The sequence below is a fragment of the Ruegeria sp. AM2 genome (assembly GCF_056540685.1).
Genome location: NZ_JBQFXE010000005.1, coordinates 1 through 15,298, shown reverse-complemented (window position 1 = coordinate 15,298; position 15,298 = coordinate 1). Strand labels below are relative to the sequence as shown.

The following is a 15,298-nucleotide window of genomic DNA, read 5'->3' as shown; positions in this document are numbered from 1 at the left end:
TGCGCCACAATGGACGCGCACCGGGTCGGCTGCAACCCGGATCAGGCGCTGATTTTTTGCATTTCGGCCTGACCCGAAACTCCGTCAGAGCTGGAAAACCGGACAATGGTTGCACCGTTTTGCATCGGGCTGATCGTGCAGGTCGTTTCTGCACCGTCTCGCATGCGCAATTGGGTCGACCACTCGGCGCGGCGGTCCCGCATTTGGACAAAGTCCCTGATCTCTCCCAGTGCGGGGGTCGCCAGGCAGCGATCCTGCCACATGCGTGTCACGTCAAGAGCCGTTGCCGCCTCAAACCCAGCCTGATCGCTTTCACCCCAAAGCTGCTGATAGGCGAAGTTGGTGAATGCCAAAGTCCCGTCATCGGAAAAAACCGCGATGGCATCAGCTAGCTTGTCGAGGATGGCCTGCATCAGGTCCATCTCGGACCGGAACCGACGCGTCAGGGTGATTTCCGCGGTGATATCCTCGAACAGAAACGCCACCGCGCCGTCGGGATGCGGACGGCCGCTGACGGAATAGACCGAACCAGAGGGCAGCGACCACGTTTCCTGGTAGTTTCCGTCCTGCGCGGCCTCAAGAAGATCGTCCATCTGACGCCGCCAACTGCGGTAATTCTTAGGTTCAGGCATCATGTGCTGGTCGCGGAGACGGTCAAAAAAGCTGGACAGGCTTGGGCGACAGCTGAGGAAATCCGGGGGCAGGGTGGTCAAATCAATAAGCGCCGGGTTGAACAGGGCCAACTGGCGGTTACGGTCAAAGATCGCCAGACCAATGGATAACTGCGCAAAGGTCTTGGTCATTGTTTGCACGAACTTTCTTTGTGCCGTTTCAGCCTCGACGATCGCATTGACGTCCACCGCATAGCACAGCATGCCCTGATCGCGCTTCACGGATGTCAGATCAAACCACAGCTTGGCCTCACCGTCCTTGGCCGGGACCGAAACCCGGAACTTGCGACCAAGCTGGGTGTCGTCCTGCGCGACTGGGACAAGGGGCATGGTCAGATCTGCATCCGGCCCGCCCACCTTGCGCACCAGCGCGACATAGGCCGCGTTGCACCAGCTGACCCGATTGCCATGATCCAGCAGCCAGACAGGGTAGGGTGCCTTGTCCATCGCCAGTCGGATCGGATCGTTTGGATCACGTCGTGCCGGCCCGGACAACTGGGACAATTCATTCAATTGTACGCGGACGATGCCGTCGATCCACTCGCAAAGAACCTCACGCTCAACAGTGCAGTCGATGGCGGAAACCACCAAGCTGCCTTCGTCGCGAACAGTTTCCGGCGTTGCGGGAAAGGCAGGAAAATCACGTTGCAACAATCGCCGAAGATCATCCCAATTTCGGACAGCTTCATAACCTGAAAGGGCGATGTCCGAATGGCTGATCAGCCTGTCCCCGTCAAACAGGAAGACCACATCGAACAGGCATTCTTTCGAATACAGTCCAAATCCGTCATTTCCGGGCATACGGCGCGGGGCAAACCACCAGATCGCAAAGCTGGCCGAGGCCAGACTGATAAAACCCAGTATGATCCAGTCGATCATCGATGTTTCTCCGCAATGCTGCAGATCCTACTTATCGGCGGCAAGTGTTAACGGGGTCTTAACTCAGATCTCAAAAGGTATATTGGCCCCCGATGGCACCGGGGATACTCCGGTTTGGGCGTCGATGGCCTTGCGGGGCCAAACCACCCGCACGATGGCGCCGCTGCGATCACGCTGGTCGGTCAGCGTCTGGTACGGGTCCGAGCCATTGGCGAATTCCAATTCGGCCCCGCTGCGTTCCAGCAGTGTCTTGGCGATGAAAAGTCCCAGCCCCATCCCTTCGTATTCCGGTCGCGCACTGCGGTCGGCCCGTTTGCGGCGCATGAAGGGATCTCCGATCCGACCGATCATGTGCGACGGATACCCGCGCCCATCATCCATAATACTGACGGTGATCACGTCCGAGGTCCACTCAGCCTCGACCCAAACATCTGACCGGGCAAAGTCCACGGCATTCTGGATCAGGTTTCGCAGCCCATGAATGATCTCGGGCTTGCGCAGGATCGAGGGCTGCTGAACGTCGCCGTCATCGGTGGGTCCTTCGTCAAAATGGATGCTTTTGCCGCGGTTGATATGCGGTTCGGCGGCTTCGTGGATTACGGTAGACAGCGGCGCTTGGCGCAGATGCAAGTCGTCTTTGCCGGCCCTCCCCATGTCGCGCAAAATATCGCGGCAGCGGTCGGCCTGCTCGCGAATCAAGGCCGCGTCCTCGCGCAGTTCTGGGCGTTCGTCCAATTCTTCGATGAGCTCGGAACTGGCCAGTTTGATCGTGGCAAGCGGGGTACCCAACTCATGCGCGGCGGCTGCAACAACACCGCCCAGATCGGTCAGTTTTTGTTCACGGGCCAGCGCCATATGCGTGGCCGAGAGCGCCTCGGACATGGATTGCACCTCTGAGCTGATACGGTGGGAATACGCGCCGATAAACACAATCGCGATGATGATCGCGGCCCAGTTGCCAAACAGCAGGATGTCTGGAATATCCAGCACCAGACCCAGGTCCGTGCGCAAGGGCAGATGAAACTCGGCAAGCAAAGTGGTCAAAACCACTGCCACCGCCCCGATGATAAGGGTCGACCGTGTGCTCATGACCGAGGCGGAAATCGTCACTGGCCCAACCAATAGCAACGCAAACGGATTGTTGAGCCCGCCAGTCAGGTACAGCAGGATCGCAAGCTGCGACAGATCAAACAGCACCATCAGAAAGTTTTCAAACTCGGACAGCCGTTTGTTCTGAGGAAACAGCAGGATCGCCGTCAGGTTGCCCATGACCGACACGCCAATGGCCAGATAGCACAAGACCAGATCCAGCTGCACATGATAGGTGCGCTGCGCGACGGTGATGGCCGTGATCTGGCCGATGATCGCCACCCAGCGCAACAGGATCAATGTGCGCAACCGAATCCAGCTGCTGCGTTCCTGCCCGCGCCAAAGACTGATATTGGAATCCTTCATCGGTCGATTATGTCCTGTTGCATCGGCTGTGCAACTTGATAGGTGTCCGCGCCGAAACGATCAACAATCCCTTGTGACAGGACCGCCGTCATGACCCGCCTTTATGCCATCCTCGCGCTTGTTGTTCTGGCCGTTGGCCTTGGGGCCATGTGGCTGTTGACGCGCGGGGCAGGGGCGGACGACAAGTTTGCGCAGTGCCGGTCCGGCTCGATTGCGGGCGGTACTGCAGCAATTGGCGGTCCATTTGAACTGCTCAACGGTAAGGGCGAGACCGTGACGGACACGGATGTGATCACCGAGCCGACGCTGGTCTATTTTGGTTATACGTTCTGCCCTGATGTCTGCCCCTTTGACATGTCGCGCAATGCCGAAGCCGTGGATATTCTGGCCGAGCGGGGCCAATCGGTGACACCACTGTTCATCTCGATCGACCCAGACCGCGACACGCCCGAGGTCGTGGCTGATTACGCGTTCAATCTGGGCGGCAAGACGATGGCGCTGACCGGTTCTCCGGACCAGGTCAAGGCCGCAAGCCAGGCTTACAAGACCTATTACAAGGCCCATGACAAAAGTGATGAATACTATCTGGTCGATCACTCGACCTTTACTTATCTCGTCACGCCCGAGAATGGATTCCTGGAATTCTTCAAACGCGACGACACCGCCGAACAGATGGCGGACAAGGTGGGCTGCTTTCTGGATCAGCTCTAGAACGCAACGGTCTGTTTGACCTTTGAAGTGGCGCTGCTATTACTCATGATTGAGCCAAAGGCATGAAATAGCGGAAAGACCCAACGTATGGCAGACAGTTCCCAGCTTGATATCGGCCCTGACAAAACCCTGCTTTTGGTGGATGATGACGAGCCGTTTCTGAGACGTCTTGCCAAGGCGATGGAGAAGCGCGGGTTCGAAGTGGAAACCGCCGGTTCCGTCGCCGCAGGTCGCGCCATCTCGACCGCGCGTCCCCCAGCTTATGCCGTCGTCGATCTGCGCCTTGAGGATGGCAACGGTCTGGACGTGGTCGAAGTGTTGCGCGAAAAACGCCCCGACAGCCGGGTCGTGGTATTGACTGGCTACGGAGCCATCGCCACCGCCGTCGCCGCCGTCAAGATCGGCGCAACCGACTATCTATCCAAACCAGCCGACGCCACAGACATCACCAATGCGCTGTTGGCCAAAGGCGACGAACTGCCCCCGCCGCCAGAAAACCCCATGAGCGCCGATCGCGTGCGATGGGAACATATCCAGCGGGTGTACGAGCTGTGTGATCGGAATGTATCTGAAACCGCCCGGCGCCTGAACATGCACCGTCGGACATTGCAGCGGATATTGGCAAAGCGCAGCCCTCGGTAGGGCGCAATGCCGTTGGCTGGTTAAAGCTTTTCCGTATTGTGTCGTGCTGCCCGAACGGATTGCAAACACTGTGATTGCGCTGTCGGTCAGTTCAGAAAATCAGACAATCTTGTGGTACAATGATGCATTCTCGCACAAGAACAGAACCAGCGACGTTGTGGATTGGCGAAAGGCTTGGCCCGATCGAGCAATTGTCGCTGTTGTCTCAGGTGCGACATGGGATGAAGCCCGTTCTTTATTCGTACAGATCACCCTCAAATGTTCCCGACGGTGTCGAGGTTAGAAATGCAGGCCACATCGTTTCCGAAGACAGAGTTTTCAAGAACCTAGAGCGTGATTCCTTTGCGCCTTTCTCGGACTTTTTTCGGTACGAATTGCTTTTCAAAACAAATCACTATTGGCTAGACTGTGATGTTCTGGCGCTTAAGGCGTTCGATTTCGAGACAGATTATTTTCTGGCCAGACATCAGCATATTGTTTCAAACGCCGTGCTCAGTTTGCCGAAGTCTTCTGAAACGCTTGCGGATCTACGCAAGTCCTGCCACGCGCCGACGATAGATCTTCCCTGGCTAAAACGGTTTTCGAATGAGCTAAGCGCCCACCAAAACGCGGACGGAACCATTCCAAAGGAAAAATTGCCATACAAGGCCTTGGGCCCACTGGCGTTGACGTCACTTTTGCATAAGCACAACGAGGACAAGTGGGTACTTCCAGAGGCAAGCCATCATCCTGTACCGCCCCGCATGGTGCTACGCCGCGCCGCGCGCGTGAAACGCGTGTGCGATTTTAGCACGTCTTATTTGGTGCATCTTGCAGGATCAGTGCAGTATTCGAGGATGAAAACCTGGGGCTTGAGCGAGGTGCCACCGGACAGCTTTTTGGGTGACGCGATGCAAGAATACGGCGTTGACCCAAGAGTTTACTGACCTGCGAAAGGTTTATTGCCCAATCTCACGTAGCAGCGCTTTGTGCCGCCCCTCATAAGCCTCGCGCACCTCAACCGGTGGACGCAATGTGATCTCTAGCCCTTCCATCACCGTCTTGTCAGGCCGGCCAAAGAACTTTGTTGCTTCGGTTTCAGAGAAACCAGCAATCTGTGTCGCCTCCATCCAAGCGCTGATCTTGTCAGCCTTCTTGATCTGCCGTTTCACCGTCTTCGGCACCTCGGCAGGCAGTCCAAACCGGATGTGGATCGCTGCCGCCAGTCGGTCATCCAGCGCGCCATAATCCGGCCCAACGGCGGATTTGACCGGCGAGATCATGTCTCCGATCACATATTCGGGTGCGTCGTGTAACAGGGCTGCCAGCCGCCATTTTGCCGGTGCCTTTGGTGCAATCCGGCCAAAAAGCTCTTCGACCAGCAGGGAATGCTCGGCCACGGAATAGGCGAAATCGCCGCCCGTTTGACCGTTCCAGCGCGCCACAAAGGCCAGACCATGCGCGATATCTTCGATTTCGATATCCACCGGTGTCGGGTCCAGCAGGTCAAGTCTGCGGCCTGACAGCATTCTTTGCCACGCTCTGGGTTGTGTTGCCATTCTGCCATGCCTTGTGAAGTGGGACACATAAAAATCTCAATTTTGTGCTAAGATGTACCTGTCAAGATCACCTGCTGCCAACTTTTTCTTGAGCGTTTGTGCTTTGAACCGGCGCATGGCGATCCCGACATTAAGTGCTGAGGGGGGCGCACGCTCCTCCCGGTGTGCCCCTCTCGAACGAAGCGAAACTCGTATCGAAAGGAGCTTGTTATGTTCAAGCGTTTGTTTGGAATTGCTTTGGCCTTTGGAATGGCCGCCACCGCCCCTCCCGCTTTTGCTCAGAAAAGCTGCGCGCAGCGTGAACATGTGATTGCCAAGCTAAAGGACAGCTACTCGGAAGAGCTGACATTTGGCGGATTGCAAAAGACACGCGGCGCACAATCGGTCATGGAGGTTTGGACCTCGAAGAAAACGGGAAGTTATACCGTTCTTATGACCCACGCCAACGGCCTGAGTTGTATTGTTGCCGTCGGCACAGATTTTTTTGAAGCGATCCCCAAGATTGAAGCAGAGGGAACACCAAGCTGATTAATGCGGTATTCATTCCTGTTTCCGGCCATCTTCATTGCCTCGCCCGAAAAGGGGTGTTAGTGGCTCTGCCGACCGTGATTAACCGGAGTGGAGCACCTGATGGCCGGGGACTATATCGTTAAAGACATTTCACTGGCGGGCTTTGGCCGCAAGGAACTGGATATCGCTGAAACAGAAATGCCGGGCCTGATGTCCCTGCGCGCCGAATACGGCGACAGCAAACCGCTGTCGGGTGCCCGCATTGTCGGCTCGCTGCACATGACCATCCAGACCGCCGTTCTGATCGAAACGCTAGTTGCCTTGGGTGCGGATGTGCGCTGGGCGTCGTGTAACATCTTCTCGACACAGGACCACGCAGCCGCTGCGATTGCCGAGGCGGGTATCCCTGTCTTTGCCATCAAAGGCCAGACGCTGGAAGAGCATTGGGATTACCTGGACAAGTCCTTCCTGTTCGACGAAGGCCCGAACATGATCCTGGACGATGGCGGCGATGCGACGCTTTATATCCTGCTGGGCGCACGTGCCGAAGCAGGTGAGGACATCATCCCTGTTCCCGGCTCGGAAGAAGAAGAGGTGATCAAGAAACAGATCGCCAAGCGCATGGCGGCCTCGCCCGGCTGGTTCACCAAGATGCGGGATCAGATCCAGGGCGTGTCCGAGGAAACCACCACCGGTGTGAACCGCCTGTATCAGCTGGTGAAAGACGGCCACCTGCCGTTCCCGGCGATCAACGTGAACGACTCGGTCACCAAGTCGAAGTTCGATAACAAATACGGCTGTAAGGAATCGCTGGTTGACGGCATCCGCCGCGCCACCGACACCATGATGGCTGGCAAGGTTGCCGTTGTGTGCGGCTATGGCGATGTGGGCAAAGGCTCGGCTGCTTCGCTGCGTGGCGCAGGTGCCCGCGTGAAAGTGACCGAGGTCGACCCGATCTGCGCGCTGCAAGCCGCGATGGACGGGTTCGAAGTCACCCTGCTGGAAGACGAAGTCGCGACAGCCGATATCTTCATCACCACCACCGGCAACAAGGACGTGATCCGCATCGAGCATATGCGCGCGATGAAGGACATGGCCATCGTCGGCAATATCGGCCACTTCGACAACGAAATTCAGGTGGCCAGCCTGAAGAACCACAAATGGACCAACATCAAGGAACAGGTGGACATGATCGAGATGCCCTCGGGCAACCGTATCATTCTGCTGTCCGAAGGCCGTTTGCTGAACCTCGGCAACGCGACCGGTCACCCATCCTTCGTGATGTCGGCCTCGTTCACCAACCAGGTTCTGGCGCAGATCGAACTCTTCACCAAAGGCGATCAGTACAAGAACGATGTCTACATCCTGCCCAAGCATCTGGACGAAAAAGTCGCCCGTCTGCACCTGGACCGCATCGGCGTGAAACTGACCAAGATGGACAGCGAACAGGCGGCCTATATCGGCGTGGCACCGGAAGGCCCCTACAAGCCCGAGCACTACCGCTATTGATCGCGGGTCAGGGATGACCAAACGCACAGGACGCCGCCGGATTATGTATCTGGCGGCGTCTTTCTTTTCGGTCATCGTCTTTCTATTTCTTGTTGGATCGGCGGGGTATGTGTTGCTGGCGCATCCCAAATCACCGCTTGCTGACCATTGGAACCCTTTACGTGACCTGACCGTGACTGCACCGGTCACACCTGTTACCAGATACCAGCTGAACCGGGCGCTGGCGGATGAGGCCCAGTGCCGGGCAGCACTTTCGCAGGCGGGTGCCGCATTTACGCGCATGGATGACCTGATCGTCGATCAGAATTGCGGCATCGCAGGCCGGGGCCTTCTCTCGCGTCTGGTCAAGGCCCGCATCCCGCCGGTCGAAACCCGTTGTACCACCACCCTGAGACTGGCCATGTGGGAACACCATGTGGTTCAACCTGCTGCGCGGGAATTGCTGGGAACGGATGTGCGCACATTGCGACACCTCGGCAGCTACAATTGCCGCCAAATGCGCACAGCGCAGGGCAATGCCAACGGTTGGAGCAGCCATGCCACCGCGGATTCGGTGGACATCGTTGGGATGGACCTGGCTGACGGACGGCAACTCAACCTGTTACGGGACTGGGCGACGACCGGCCCAGAAGCCGACTTTCTACATCGGATCGGACGCGGAGCCTGTGACTGGTTCCGGGTTGTTTTGGGACCAAATTACAACCGGTTGCACGCAGACCACTTTCATCTGCAAGGTCCAGGCTGGGGGTATTGCCGCTAAGCAGCCCCGCGTACAGATGGAATGAAATCACCGCGCCCCTGAGGCGTGAAGTCCAGAATGTTCCAAAGCGGCCAAGCGGCGTCTACATGCCGGGGGTGCCACTCGCTGGGTTCAAAAAACAGCTCGGAACTCCAGAAATGGTGGATCGCTTCGCCATTGCGATGAAAGACATTCAGGATCGGCAATTGGCTTCCGTCTTCGCCTTGTGCAAGGTAGTCGCGCTGATAACTTGTTCCGCCCGCAGAAAAGAGCGGCAAGCTGGCCCACCCCATTTGCTTTTTAAGCTCTACCAGCTTTTCCGGAGTATTTTCGGCTACCACAGCAAACGAGATATTTTGCTCGATATGCGCAATCTGACCGTCCAGGCCATCCAAAAAGGCCGAACACATTGGGCATGGCGCAGAGGCGTTGGGCCCGTACATCAGCGAATAAATTGCCAGCGTGTCATGTCGGCCAAACAAGGATGACAAAGGCGCAGGTTTTCCGGTCAAATCGGAAAATGCATAATCCTGCGGCAGCAGGCCGCCCAAGGGCAGCGCTCTGCGCTGGGCGGCGACTTCCTCAACCCGCGCTCTGAGATCGGTTTCGGCAGCCAAAAGCGTGTTTCGTGCGGCCCGGTATTCGGCGCTTTCATTCGGCAGGGAAACGGGCATTTCATTCTCCTCCATCCTTTATTTAACAAAAATGTTAAATTAAACCATTTGCAAAATCAACTGCCGAAACAAGCGGGGCCATGCCTTAGGGGGAATGCCCGGAAATTTTCCCTTTGTGCAATCCTTTGATGTCGTTACCGTGCGGCGGGTATGGGGATGACAACCAACGGAACCAGGAGACAATAATGGGAAAACGCGACGAGCTGATCGCCAAATATGCCGACGACCTGAAGTCCAAATGCGGAATGGACGCGGATATGGAATTGCTGACGAAGGTCACCATCGGATGTGGTCCGGCCATATACGACGCTGATGCATCCACCGTGGCGGCAAGCCAGGACGGCGAGCTGGAAACGGTCAAAAACAATTTCCTCATCAAAAAGCTGGGCTTGTCCGACGGACCCGAGCTGATGGAAGCGATCAACAAAGCCATGGAAACCTACGGTATGTCCGAGCGTAACAAGTACCGCGCCGTGGTCTACTATATGCTGACCAAACATTTCGGTAAGGAATCCGTTTACGGCTGACCCCGTTTCAACCCATTGCCGCGCCCGTCGTTTGTTCGGCGGGCGTTTTCAATTTTAGATACTTGGCGTTTGTACTTGGTCCGGAAACTGGGCTAGTGTCAGATTGTGACCAGGACGGTCAGAACCAGAAATTTCCATACGCGTGTGGTGAGTTGGGAGCACGCGGGGCAGGGAAGGTTCTGAACCGTCAGGACCTTCCCTAATTTTCAGTTTGCCGCTTTAAGAAGCCGCGCCAGAAACCGCTCAAAACCAGTTGGCGTCTCGGTATCGCTGCGTGTTGCGCGCTGTCCACTGCCCGCTAGATACACCTCGATATGGCCGGGTCTGGTCTTGCTGTTTGAATTGGTGAAGTCGCGGGATGTACCACCAAGCGCCTCGGCCGCCAGTCCGGAAACCGCGGCATCTTGCGCATGATAAAATCGGACCTGCGTGTTTCTGACGGAATAGTCCACACGGGCCGTATCAACCACATTGGCGCGCCCGCTACTTAGCAATGCCAGCGCGCGCGCGCCGGTTCCTTCCGAAACCTGGTTCGGAACAAAAAGCGAAACATCGGCCGTAAGGGATGGGACCAGATTGGCATCGGTGGGCGACTCTGCCAGCAAGTCTTCCACCGCCTCGATCCGGCCCGAAAGATCCTGAACAGGTCCTGTTGGCAAGCTATCTGCCAAAACCGGTTCGGGCGGCGAAACCGGCACCCATTTTGCTAATGGCGCTTGATCCGACGCAACGATGGGCCGGGCGTCATCATTCAGCGCGACCGGAGTTGGCGTGACCTGGCCCAGCGCGGAACCATCGAAATTCGCTGCAGGTCCGGCAAATTCAGGTGCACCACCAACGAATGGCGGGGCCGTGCTTGGGACATCTACAGTGTCATGCGGCTCGGACGGATCAAAGGCAGTCGCATCCGGGGCATAGGGCCATTCGGTCTGAGGTTCCAACGGTCTGTACGCGGAAGGTGTCCCATAAAAGATGATCGGTGCAGGCATTTGGTCCGCGACGCGGACACCGGCATCCCAAATGGGCTCGTATGCTTTCAGACCAAACGCCGGAGACTGCAATCTTGGGCCATCGCTGAGTATCCCGGACAAACCGGAAAACGCCGGGCCCCGCTGGGACGCTATCCAGACCAAAACTGCCGCGCTTACCGCAGCCGCCACCGCCAGCGGGATACCCCTGCGCCGCATTCCGGGTTGCGCGCCCGTGGTCGCAAGGTCAGATCGCGTCTGACGCGCAACCACCTTTTCCAGAGTGGAATCGTCCGAGGACACCGGCGTCACATTGGCAGGGTTTTCGGGTCGCGGGTCAGAGTCCTTGCGCGCGCTGCGTTCCAGCGCAATCGCCCGCTGTTTACGCGCCGCCTCAAGGCGCGTTTCCCAAGTTTGCCGCACCGGCGCAGCGCCCTTGGTTGCGGATTTCCCGCTACTTCTTTCTACATCGGACACAGGTTCGAACTCTCACGCAAAAAACACACAACTGCCGGTCAGGCGACGGCCAGCGTGATGACATCACGTCTTTTTTTGCCGAAATTGACCCGCTCGATGAAACCTGGCCCATCATACCAGTTAATCAAACTACAGAAAAGTTTTGCGTTTCCTTCGGTTGCCTGCGCTAGTCTGCTTGGGTTTGCCCAAACTCGCAAATCACGCGCCATTCCGCTTCGGTGACTGGCTGGGCAGACAGACGTGAGTTCTTTACCAGAACCATGTCTGCGAGGCGCTCGTCAGCCTTGATCTGGTCCAGTGTCACCACCCTTGCAAATGGGCGCACAGCCTTGATGTCAACGCACTCCCAACGGTCGTCATCGGTTGTACTGTCCGGGTGGGCCTCGGCGCAGACCTCAACGATACCCACGATCGCCTTGTCTTTTTGGGAATGGTAAAAGAACCCCCGATCACCGACCTCCATAGCCCGCATAAAGTTACGCGCCTGGTAGTTTCGGACGCCATCCCATTCTTCACCTGCTTCGCCTTTGGCGACCTGCTGATCCCAGCTCCAGGTTGAGGGTTCAGATTTGAAAAGCCAAAACGCCATCAGCCAATGACCTTTTTCCAAAGGATAAGCTCGACGGACTGAAACAGATCGGCCTTGGCATAGGGATCATTTTCCGCCCAGTGTTGGGCGGCGGCCATGTCCTCGACCTCGAGGATGATCAGCGAGCCGATCATTGCGTCATCATTCAACAGAGGTCCGGCTTGCGACACCACGCCTGTCTCCTCGATATAGGCAAGGTGCGCTGCACGGTTATCGAGGCGGGTTTGCAAGGCTCCGTCCTTGTCTCGGGCGATTAGGGCGATCAGCATGTTATTCCTCCCTGAGGGGTCGATTGAGCAATGTTTCGATGGCGTCGGCTACACTGTAAGCGCCATGGCTTAGATCTGCCACAGTGGCGCTGATGGGCATGTCGAGATTCTCGGATTTGGCTATATCCGCCATTGCGCGGGCGGTGGCCACGCCTTCCACTGTGGTCTGGCTATCAAAGGTCTGATTTCGACCCAAACACAGTCCAAACCGGTAGTTTCTGGACAGTTCAGAAGAGCAGGTCAGAACCAAATCTCCGAGGCCTGACAAACCCATCAATGTCTCGGGCCGTGCGCCGCGCATCAGGGCGAACCGTTGCATCTCGGCAAAGCCTCGGGTCATAAGGGCCGCGCGCGCGCTGTCGCCCAATCCGGCACCGATCGCAGCGCCGCAGCCAATGGCCATGACATTCTTTAACGCGCCGCCGATTTCAGCGCCGATCACATCGGTTGTCCGGTAAAGACGCAGGTTCGTGGTCGTCAGAGCGTGCTGCAGTTCGTGTGCATCTTCTGCGCAGGCCAACGTCAGCGCTGTCGGTAGTCCTTTGGCAATGTCGTCCGCGAAACTTGGCCCGGTCAAAAGGGCAGGGCGCGCATCCGGGACTACCTGACGGATTATTGAAATGGGTCCAAGGCCCGACGAAAGCTCAATCCCCTTGCAGCAGGCAACCAGCGTTTTCCCCGAAAGGGTCGCTGCGTGCAATTCCAATACGGTGCGCAGCTGTTGCATTGGAACAGAGACCAACAGGACCGAGTTTTTTACCGCTTCACCGATATCCGAAGTGACGGTGATGTCGTCCGGCAAAGTCACGTTTGGCAGCCGCGCCTCGTTTCTGCGGTCGTTCTGCATGAGCGAAGCCTGATCCGCATTTCGCGACCAAAGTGTCACTCGTTCGCTTTCCGCCAGCGATATGGCCAATGCGGTGCCAAAAGCACCGGAACCCAGGACCGAGACGCTCATGCCTTGGCACCTTTCTTACCGCTGCCCAGCATCGCGGGGCTGGATTGGTCCAATGGCCATCGTGGACGCGCGGTCAGATCCAGACCATCTTGCGCGCCGTTCCGAAACCGCTCAATCCCGGCATAGGCGATCATGGCGGCATTGTCTGTGCACAGGCTTAGCGGCGGGGCCGTGAAACGAGCCCCCTTCTCAATACAAACAGTCTCTAATCCTGTCCGAATGGCCGCATTTGCAGCGACGCCGCCAGCCACCGCGATCACCGGTTCAGCGGGTGTTTCTTCCAAATAGCGATCAATTGCGCGGCGGGTCTTTTCGGCCAGCGTATCAACAATCGCTTGCTGAAACCCGGCGCACAGGTCTGCCCGGTCTTGCCGTGTCAGCCCGCCTTTTTCGGCCACGATCTGATCTCGCATACGCATCAACGCGGTCTTCAATCCCGAAAAAGACAGATCACATCCCGGCCGATCCAACAGAGGCCGCGGGAACCGGAACCGTGTGGGATCACCAGACCGGGCCTCTTTCTCGACCGCAGGACCGCCGGGTTGCGGCAGTCCCAGCAGGCGGGCTGTTTTGTCAAAGGCCTCGCCCGGAGCGTCATCAATCGTGCCGCCCAGACGTGTGAACAGCTCGGGACCATGGGCGATCAGGTACTGGCAATGGCCGCCGGAAACCAACAGCATCAGATAGGGATATGAAATCCCGTCCGTCAGGCGCGGTGTCAACGCGTGCCCCGCCAAGTGATTGACGCCCACCAGCGGCAACCCGGTTGCAGCGCTCAGGCCTTTGGCGCACATGACGCCTGACATCACACCGCCGATCAGGCCCGGCCCTGCGGTCACCGCAATTGCGTCCAGATCCACCAGCGCAAGCCCGGCGCGATCAAGGGCTTGCTCAACGCAGACATCCAGTTTCTCGGCATGCGCGCGGGCGGCGATTTCCGGCACCACGCCACCGAAGGCGCTGTGCAATTCGGCCTGCCCATGGACGACCGAGGACAATATCTCGGCCGTGCCATCATCGTTTTGGCGCACCACGGCGGCGGCTGTGTCGTCACAACTGCTTTCAAGCCCAAGGACAGTAAGTGTTTGCACGATCGGCCCAATCCGTTACACGATAGTTGCAAAGCGGGGTAGCACCCTGCGCGGACGCAAACAATCCCAAGGCCGAAAGCCCCGCCATTGTATTTGTTGATGACCCGCCCTCGCGCTGCCTCGGAAAGGTTCGTTGCGCAGCTGCCGACCCGCTCAAGGTCTCGGGTTCAGGTCATCTATTCGCCGATCATTGAAATAAAACCACTGGCGGTTGAGGTGGACATCTCTGACGCAGAAGGGTTGATTTTTACTTCTGCCAATGCGGTGAACGCGGCAGCGTCCATTGGCGTGCCAACAGGGCTTCCGGCCTATTGCGTGGGCCCTGCCACTACCGGAACAGCCAAAGGGGCAGGTTGGGACGCGCAGATGGTTGGTGGAACCGCGGAAGAGTTGGTGGCAACGCTGCTGCAAATCCGACCGCAAAGCCCGCTTTTGCACCTGCGCGGCGAACACAGCCGTGGACAGATTGCTGAACGTCTGACTGCGTCCGGGCTGACGACGCGGGAACAGGCGGTGTATCGGCAACGCCTTTTGCCTCTGACCGACGAAGCGACCGCGATCGCCGGCGGCGACACGCCGGTCATCGCGCCACTGTTTTCTCCGCGCTCGGCGCGACAATTTGCCGACATCTGGGCCGGAACAGCGCCGTTGTGGCTGGCCGCCATAAGCGAGGCAACAGCCGAGCCCCTTTATTCATTGACCTACGAGCGCCTGAAGATCGCGCAGGAACCGACGCCCAAGAAAATGAGGAAAGCCGTGAAAAAGCTGGTGAAACACGCGATGCGGGTTGAGGGGAACCGGGTCACCGATTAACTTGGTCTGGTCTGTTATTCATGTGTTTTCGGATTCGATAAGGGGAATATTGCGGTGGCTGGTAAGAAAAACTCCGATCAAAAGCCGGTAGAAGACCCAAAATCGGAAGATATTGCCGAGGCCGTTGCCGAGTCGGACACCCAGCGTCTTGACGCGGGCGAACCTGTGGAAGAGGACGTTTCCGAAGCCGAAGCCGAAGCCGAAGCCGAAGCCGAAGCCGAAGCCGAAGCCGAAGCCGAAGCCGAAGCCGAAGCCGAAGCCGAAGCCGAAGCCGAAGC

Annotated in this window: 17 protein-coding genes and 1 pseudogene; 9 read left to right on the top strand and 9 right to left on the bottom strand. The window is 57.6% G+C overall.

Annotated features, from left to right (window positions below; genetic code table 11):
• Positions 1–41: 41 nt before the first annotated feature.
• Together ACR0CR_RS11640 and regB are read right to left on the bottom strand one after the other, a co-directional pair.
• Positions 42–1,550 (bottom strand): PAS-domain containing protein, encoded by a 1,509-nt coding sequence (locus ACR0CR_RS11640; protein WP_480599152.1) that lies wholly within the window; start codon positions 1,548–1,550, stop codon positions 42–44.
• Positions 1,551–1,613: 63 nt separating this feature from the next.
• Positions 1,614–3,005, bottom strand: coding sequence for a sensor histidine kinase RegB (regB, locus tag ACR0CR_RS11635; RefSeq protein ID WP_480599150.1), 1,392 nt, complete (start codon positions 3,003–3,005; stop codon positions 1,614–1,616).
• Positions 3,006–3,095: 90 nt separating this feature from the next.
• Here regB and ACR0CR_RS11630 point away from each other — a divergent pair, with 90 nt between their 5' ends.
• The 3 genes from ACR0CR_RS11630 (at position 3,096) to ACR0CR_RS11620 (ending at position 5,284) form a co-directional block, all read left to right on the top strand.
• Complete coding sequence (locus tag ACR0CR_RS11630; RefSeq protein ID WP_480599148.1) at positions 3,096–3,716, top strand: SCO family protein; 621 nt, start codon at positions 3,096–3,098, stop codon at positions 3,714–3,716.
• 87 nt (positions 3,717–3,803) lie between these two features.
• Positions 3,804–4,358, top strand: coding sequence for an ActR/PrrA/RegA family redox response regulator transcription factor (locus tag ACR0CR_RS11625; RefSeq protein WP_353008442.1), 555 nt, complete (start codon positions 3,804–3,806; stop codon positions 4,356–4,358).
• Between the two features lie 221 nt (positions 4,359–4,579).
• Positions 4,580–5,284 (top strand): hypothetical protein, encoded by a 705-nt coding sequence (locus ACR0CR_RS11620; protein ID WP_480599146.1) that lies wholly within the window; start codon positions 4,580–4,582, stop codon positions 5,282–5,284.
• 12 nt (positions 5,285–5,296) lie between these two features.
• Here the strand turns inward: ACR0CR_RS11620 and ACR0CR_RS11615 are convergent, their stop codons facing one another.
• Positions 5,297–5,896, bottom strand: a complete 600-nt coding sequence (locus ACR0CR_RS11615; protein ID WP_480599144.1) for an HD domain-containing protein — start codon at positions 5,894–5,896, stop codon at positions 5,297–5,299.
• 210 nt (positions 5,897–6,106) lie between these two features.
• On the opposite strand from ACR0CR_RS11615, the gene ACR0CR_RS11610 reads away from it, so the two are divergent.
• The 3 genes from ACR0CR_RS11610 to ACR0CR_RS11600 all read left to right on the top strand — a co-directional run bounded on the left by ACR0CR_RS11610 (position 6,107) and on the right by ACR0CR_RS11600 (position 8,675).
• The gene (locus ACR0CR_RS11610) at positions 6,107–6,424 is read left to right on the top strand and encodes a hypothetical protein (protein ID WP_480599142.1); all 318 of its coding nucleotides are present in this window, start codon (positions 6,107–6,109) and stop codon (positions 6,422–6,424) included.
• A gap of 102 nt (positions 6,425–6,526) precedes the next feature.
• A complete protein-coding gene (gene ahcY / locus ACR0CR_RS11605) occupies positions 6,527–7,915 on the top strand; it encodes an adenosylhomocysteinase (RefSeq protein WP_480599140.1) in 1,389 nt (462 codons plus the stop codon).
• Positions 7,916–7,928: 13 nt separating this feature from the next.
• Positions 7,929–8,675 (top strand): extensin-like domain-containing protein, encoded by a 747-nt coding sequence (locus ACR0CR_RS11600; protein ID WP_480599139.1) that lies wholly within the window; start codon positions 7,929–7,931, stop codon positions 8,673–8,675.
• Here the strand turns inward: ACR0CR_RS11600 and ACR0CR_RS11595 are convergent.
• Positions 8,672–9,328 carry a DUF899 family protein gene (locus ACR0CR_RS11595; RefSeq protein ID WP_480599137.1) on the bottom strand — a complete coding sequence of 219 codons (657 nt, stop codon included), beginning with the start codon at positions 9,326–9,328 and terminating at the stop codon, positions 8,672–8,674. The genes ACR0CR_RS11600 and ACR0CR_RS11595 overlap by 4 nt on opposite strands.
• 185 nt (positions 9,329–9,513) lie before the next feature.
• On the opposite strand from ACR0CR_RS11595, the gene ACR0CR_RS11590 reads away from it, so the two are divergent.
• Complete coding sequence (locus ACR0CR_RS11590; RefSeq protein WP_480599136.1) at positions 9,514–9,855, top strand: DUF2853 family protein; 342 nt, start codon at positions 9,514–9,516, stop codon at positions 9,853–9,855.
• 206 nt (positions 9,856–10,061) lie between these two features.
• Here the strand turns inward: ACR0CR_RS11590 and ACR0CR_RS11585 are convergent, their stop codons facing one another.
• From ACR0CR_RS11585 to tsaD, 5 genes are all read right to left on the bottom strand, one after another.
• Positions 10,062–11,300: a hypothetical protein gene (locus ACR0CR_RS11585; protein WP_480599135.1), complete on the bottom strand. Its 1,239-nt coding sequence runs from the start codon at positions 11,298–11,300 to the stop codon at positions 10,062–10,064.
• 166 nt (positions 11,301–11,466) lie between these two features.
• Positions 11,467–11,889 carry an EVE domain-containing protein gene (locus tag ACR0CR_RS11580; protein WP_480599133.1) on the bottom strand — a complete coding sequence of 141 codons (423 nt, stop codon included), beginning with the start codon at positions 11,887–11,889 and terminating at the stop codon, positions 11,467–11,469.
• Positions 11,889–12,158, bottom strand: a complete 270-nt coding sequence (locus tag ACR0CR_RS11575; protein WP_480599132.1) for a YciI family protein — start codon at positions 12,156–12,158, stop codon at positions 11,889–11,891. Before ACR0CR_RS11575 ends, ACR0CR_RS11580 begins: the two co-directional genes overlap by 1 nt.
• Before the next feature lies 1 nt (position 12,159).
• Entirely contained in the window at positions 12,160–13,116 is a 957-nt protein-coding gene (locus tag ACR0CR_RS11570) for an NAD(P)H-dependent glycerol-3-phosphate dehydrogenase (protein ID WP_480599130.1), read from the bottom strand.
• Positions 13,113–14,210: a tRNA (adenosine(37)-N6)-threonylcarbamoyltransferase complex transferase subunit TsaD gene (tsaD, locus tag ACR0CR_RS11565; protein ID WP_480599573.1), complete on the bottom strand. Its 1,098-nt coding sequence runs from the start codon at positions 14,208–14,210 to the stop codon at positions 13,113–13,115. The genes ACR0CR_RS11570 and tsaD overlap by 4 nt, the downstream gene beginning before the upstream one ends.
• 96 nt (positions 14,211–14,306) lie before the next feature.
• On the opposite strand from tsaD, the gene ACR0CR_RS11560 reads away from it, so the two are divergent.
• Both ACR0CR_RS11560 and ACR0CR_RS11555 read left to right on the top strand, forming a co-directional pair.
• Positions 14,307–15,020 carry a uroporphyrinogen-III synthase gene (locus ACR0CR_RS11560; RefSeq protein ID WP_480599128.1) on the top strand — a complete coding sequence of 238 codons (714 nt, stop codon included), beginning with the start codon at positions 14,307–14,309 and terminating at the stop codon, positions 15,018–15,020.
• A 54-nt stretch (positions 15,021–15,074) separates the two neighbouring features.
• A pseudogene (locus ACR0CR_RS11555) lies at positions 15,075–15,298 on the top strand (hypothetical protein); the annotation flags it as partial.

Coding starts and splice junctions, on each gene's coding strand:
- ACR0CR_RS11560 (WP_480599128.1), top strand. CDS start 14,307: ATGACCCGCCCTCGCGCTGCCTCGGAAAGGTTCGTTGCGCAGCTGCCG.
- ACR0CR_RS11640 (WP_480599152.1), bottom strand. CDS start 1,550: ATGATCGACTGGATCATACTGGGTTTTATCAGTCTGGCCTCGGCCAGC.
- ACR0CR_RS11570 (WP_480599130.1), bottom strand. CDS start 13,116: ATGAGCGTCTCGGTCCTGGGTTCCGGTGCTTTTGGCACCGCATTGGCC.
- ahcY (WP_480599140.1), top strand. CDS start 6,527: ATGGCCGGGGACTATATCGTTAAAGACATTTCACTGGCGGGCTTTGGC.
- ACR0CR_RS11595 (WP_480599137.1), bottom strand. CDS start 9,328: ATGCCCGTTTCCCTGCCGAATGAAAGCGCCGAATACCGGGCCGCACGA.
- ACR0CR_RS11620 (WP_480599146.1), top strand. CDS start 4,580: ATGAAGCCCGTTCTTTATTCGTACAGATCACCCTCAAATGTTCCCGAC.
- ACR0CR_RS11580 (WP_480599133.1), bottom strand. CDS start 11,889: ATGGCGTTTTGGCTTTTCAAATCTGAACCCTCAACCTGGAGCTGGGAT.
- ACR0CR_RS11590 (WP_480599136.1), top strand. CDS start 9,514: ATGGGAAAACGCGACGAGCTGATCGCCAAATATGCCGACGACCTGAAG.
- ACR0CR_RS11600 (WP_480599139.1), top strand. CDS start 7,929: ATGACCAAACGCACAGGACGCCGCCGGATTATGTATCTGGCGGCGTCT.
- ACR0CR_RS11630 (WP_480599148.1), top strand. CDS start 3,096: ATGACCCGCCTTTATGCCATCCTCGCGCTTGTTGTTCTGGCCGTTGGC.
- regB (WP_480599150.1), bottom strand. CDS start 3,005: ATGAAGGATTCCAATATCAGTCTTTGGCGCGGGCAGGAACGCAGCAGC.
- ACR0CR_RS11625 (WP_353008442.1), top strand. CDS start 3,804: ATGGCAGACAGTTCCCAGCTTGATATCGGCCCTGACAAAACCCTGCTT.
- ACR0CR_RS11575 (WP_480599132.1), bottom strand. CDS start 12,158: ATGCTGATCGCCCTAATCGCCCGAGACAAGGACGGAGCCTTGCAAACC.
- ACR0CR_RS11610 (WP_480599142.1), top strand. CDS start 6,107: ATGTTCAAGCGTTTGTTTGGAATTGCTTTGGCCTTTGGAATGGCCGCC.
- ACR0CR_RS11615 (WP_480599144.1), bottom strand. CDS start 5,896: ATGGCAACACAACCCAGAGCGTGGCAAAGAATGCTGTCAGGCCGCAGA.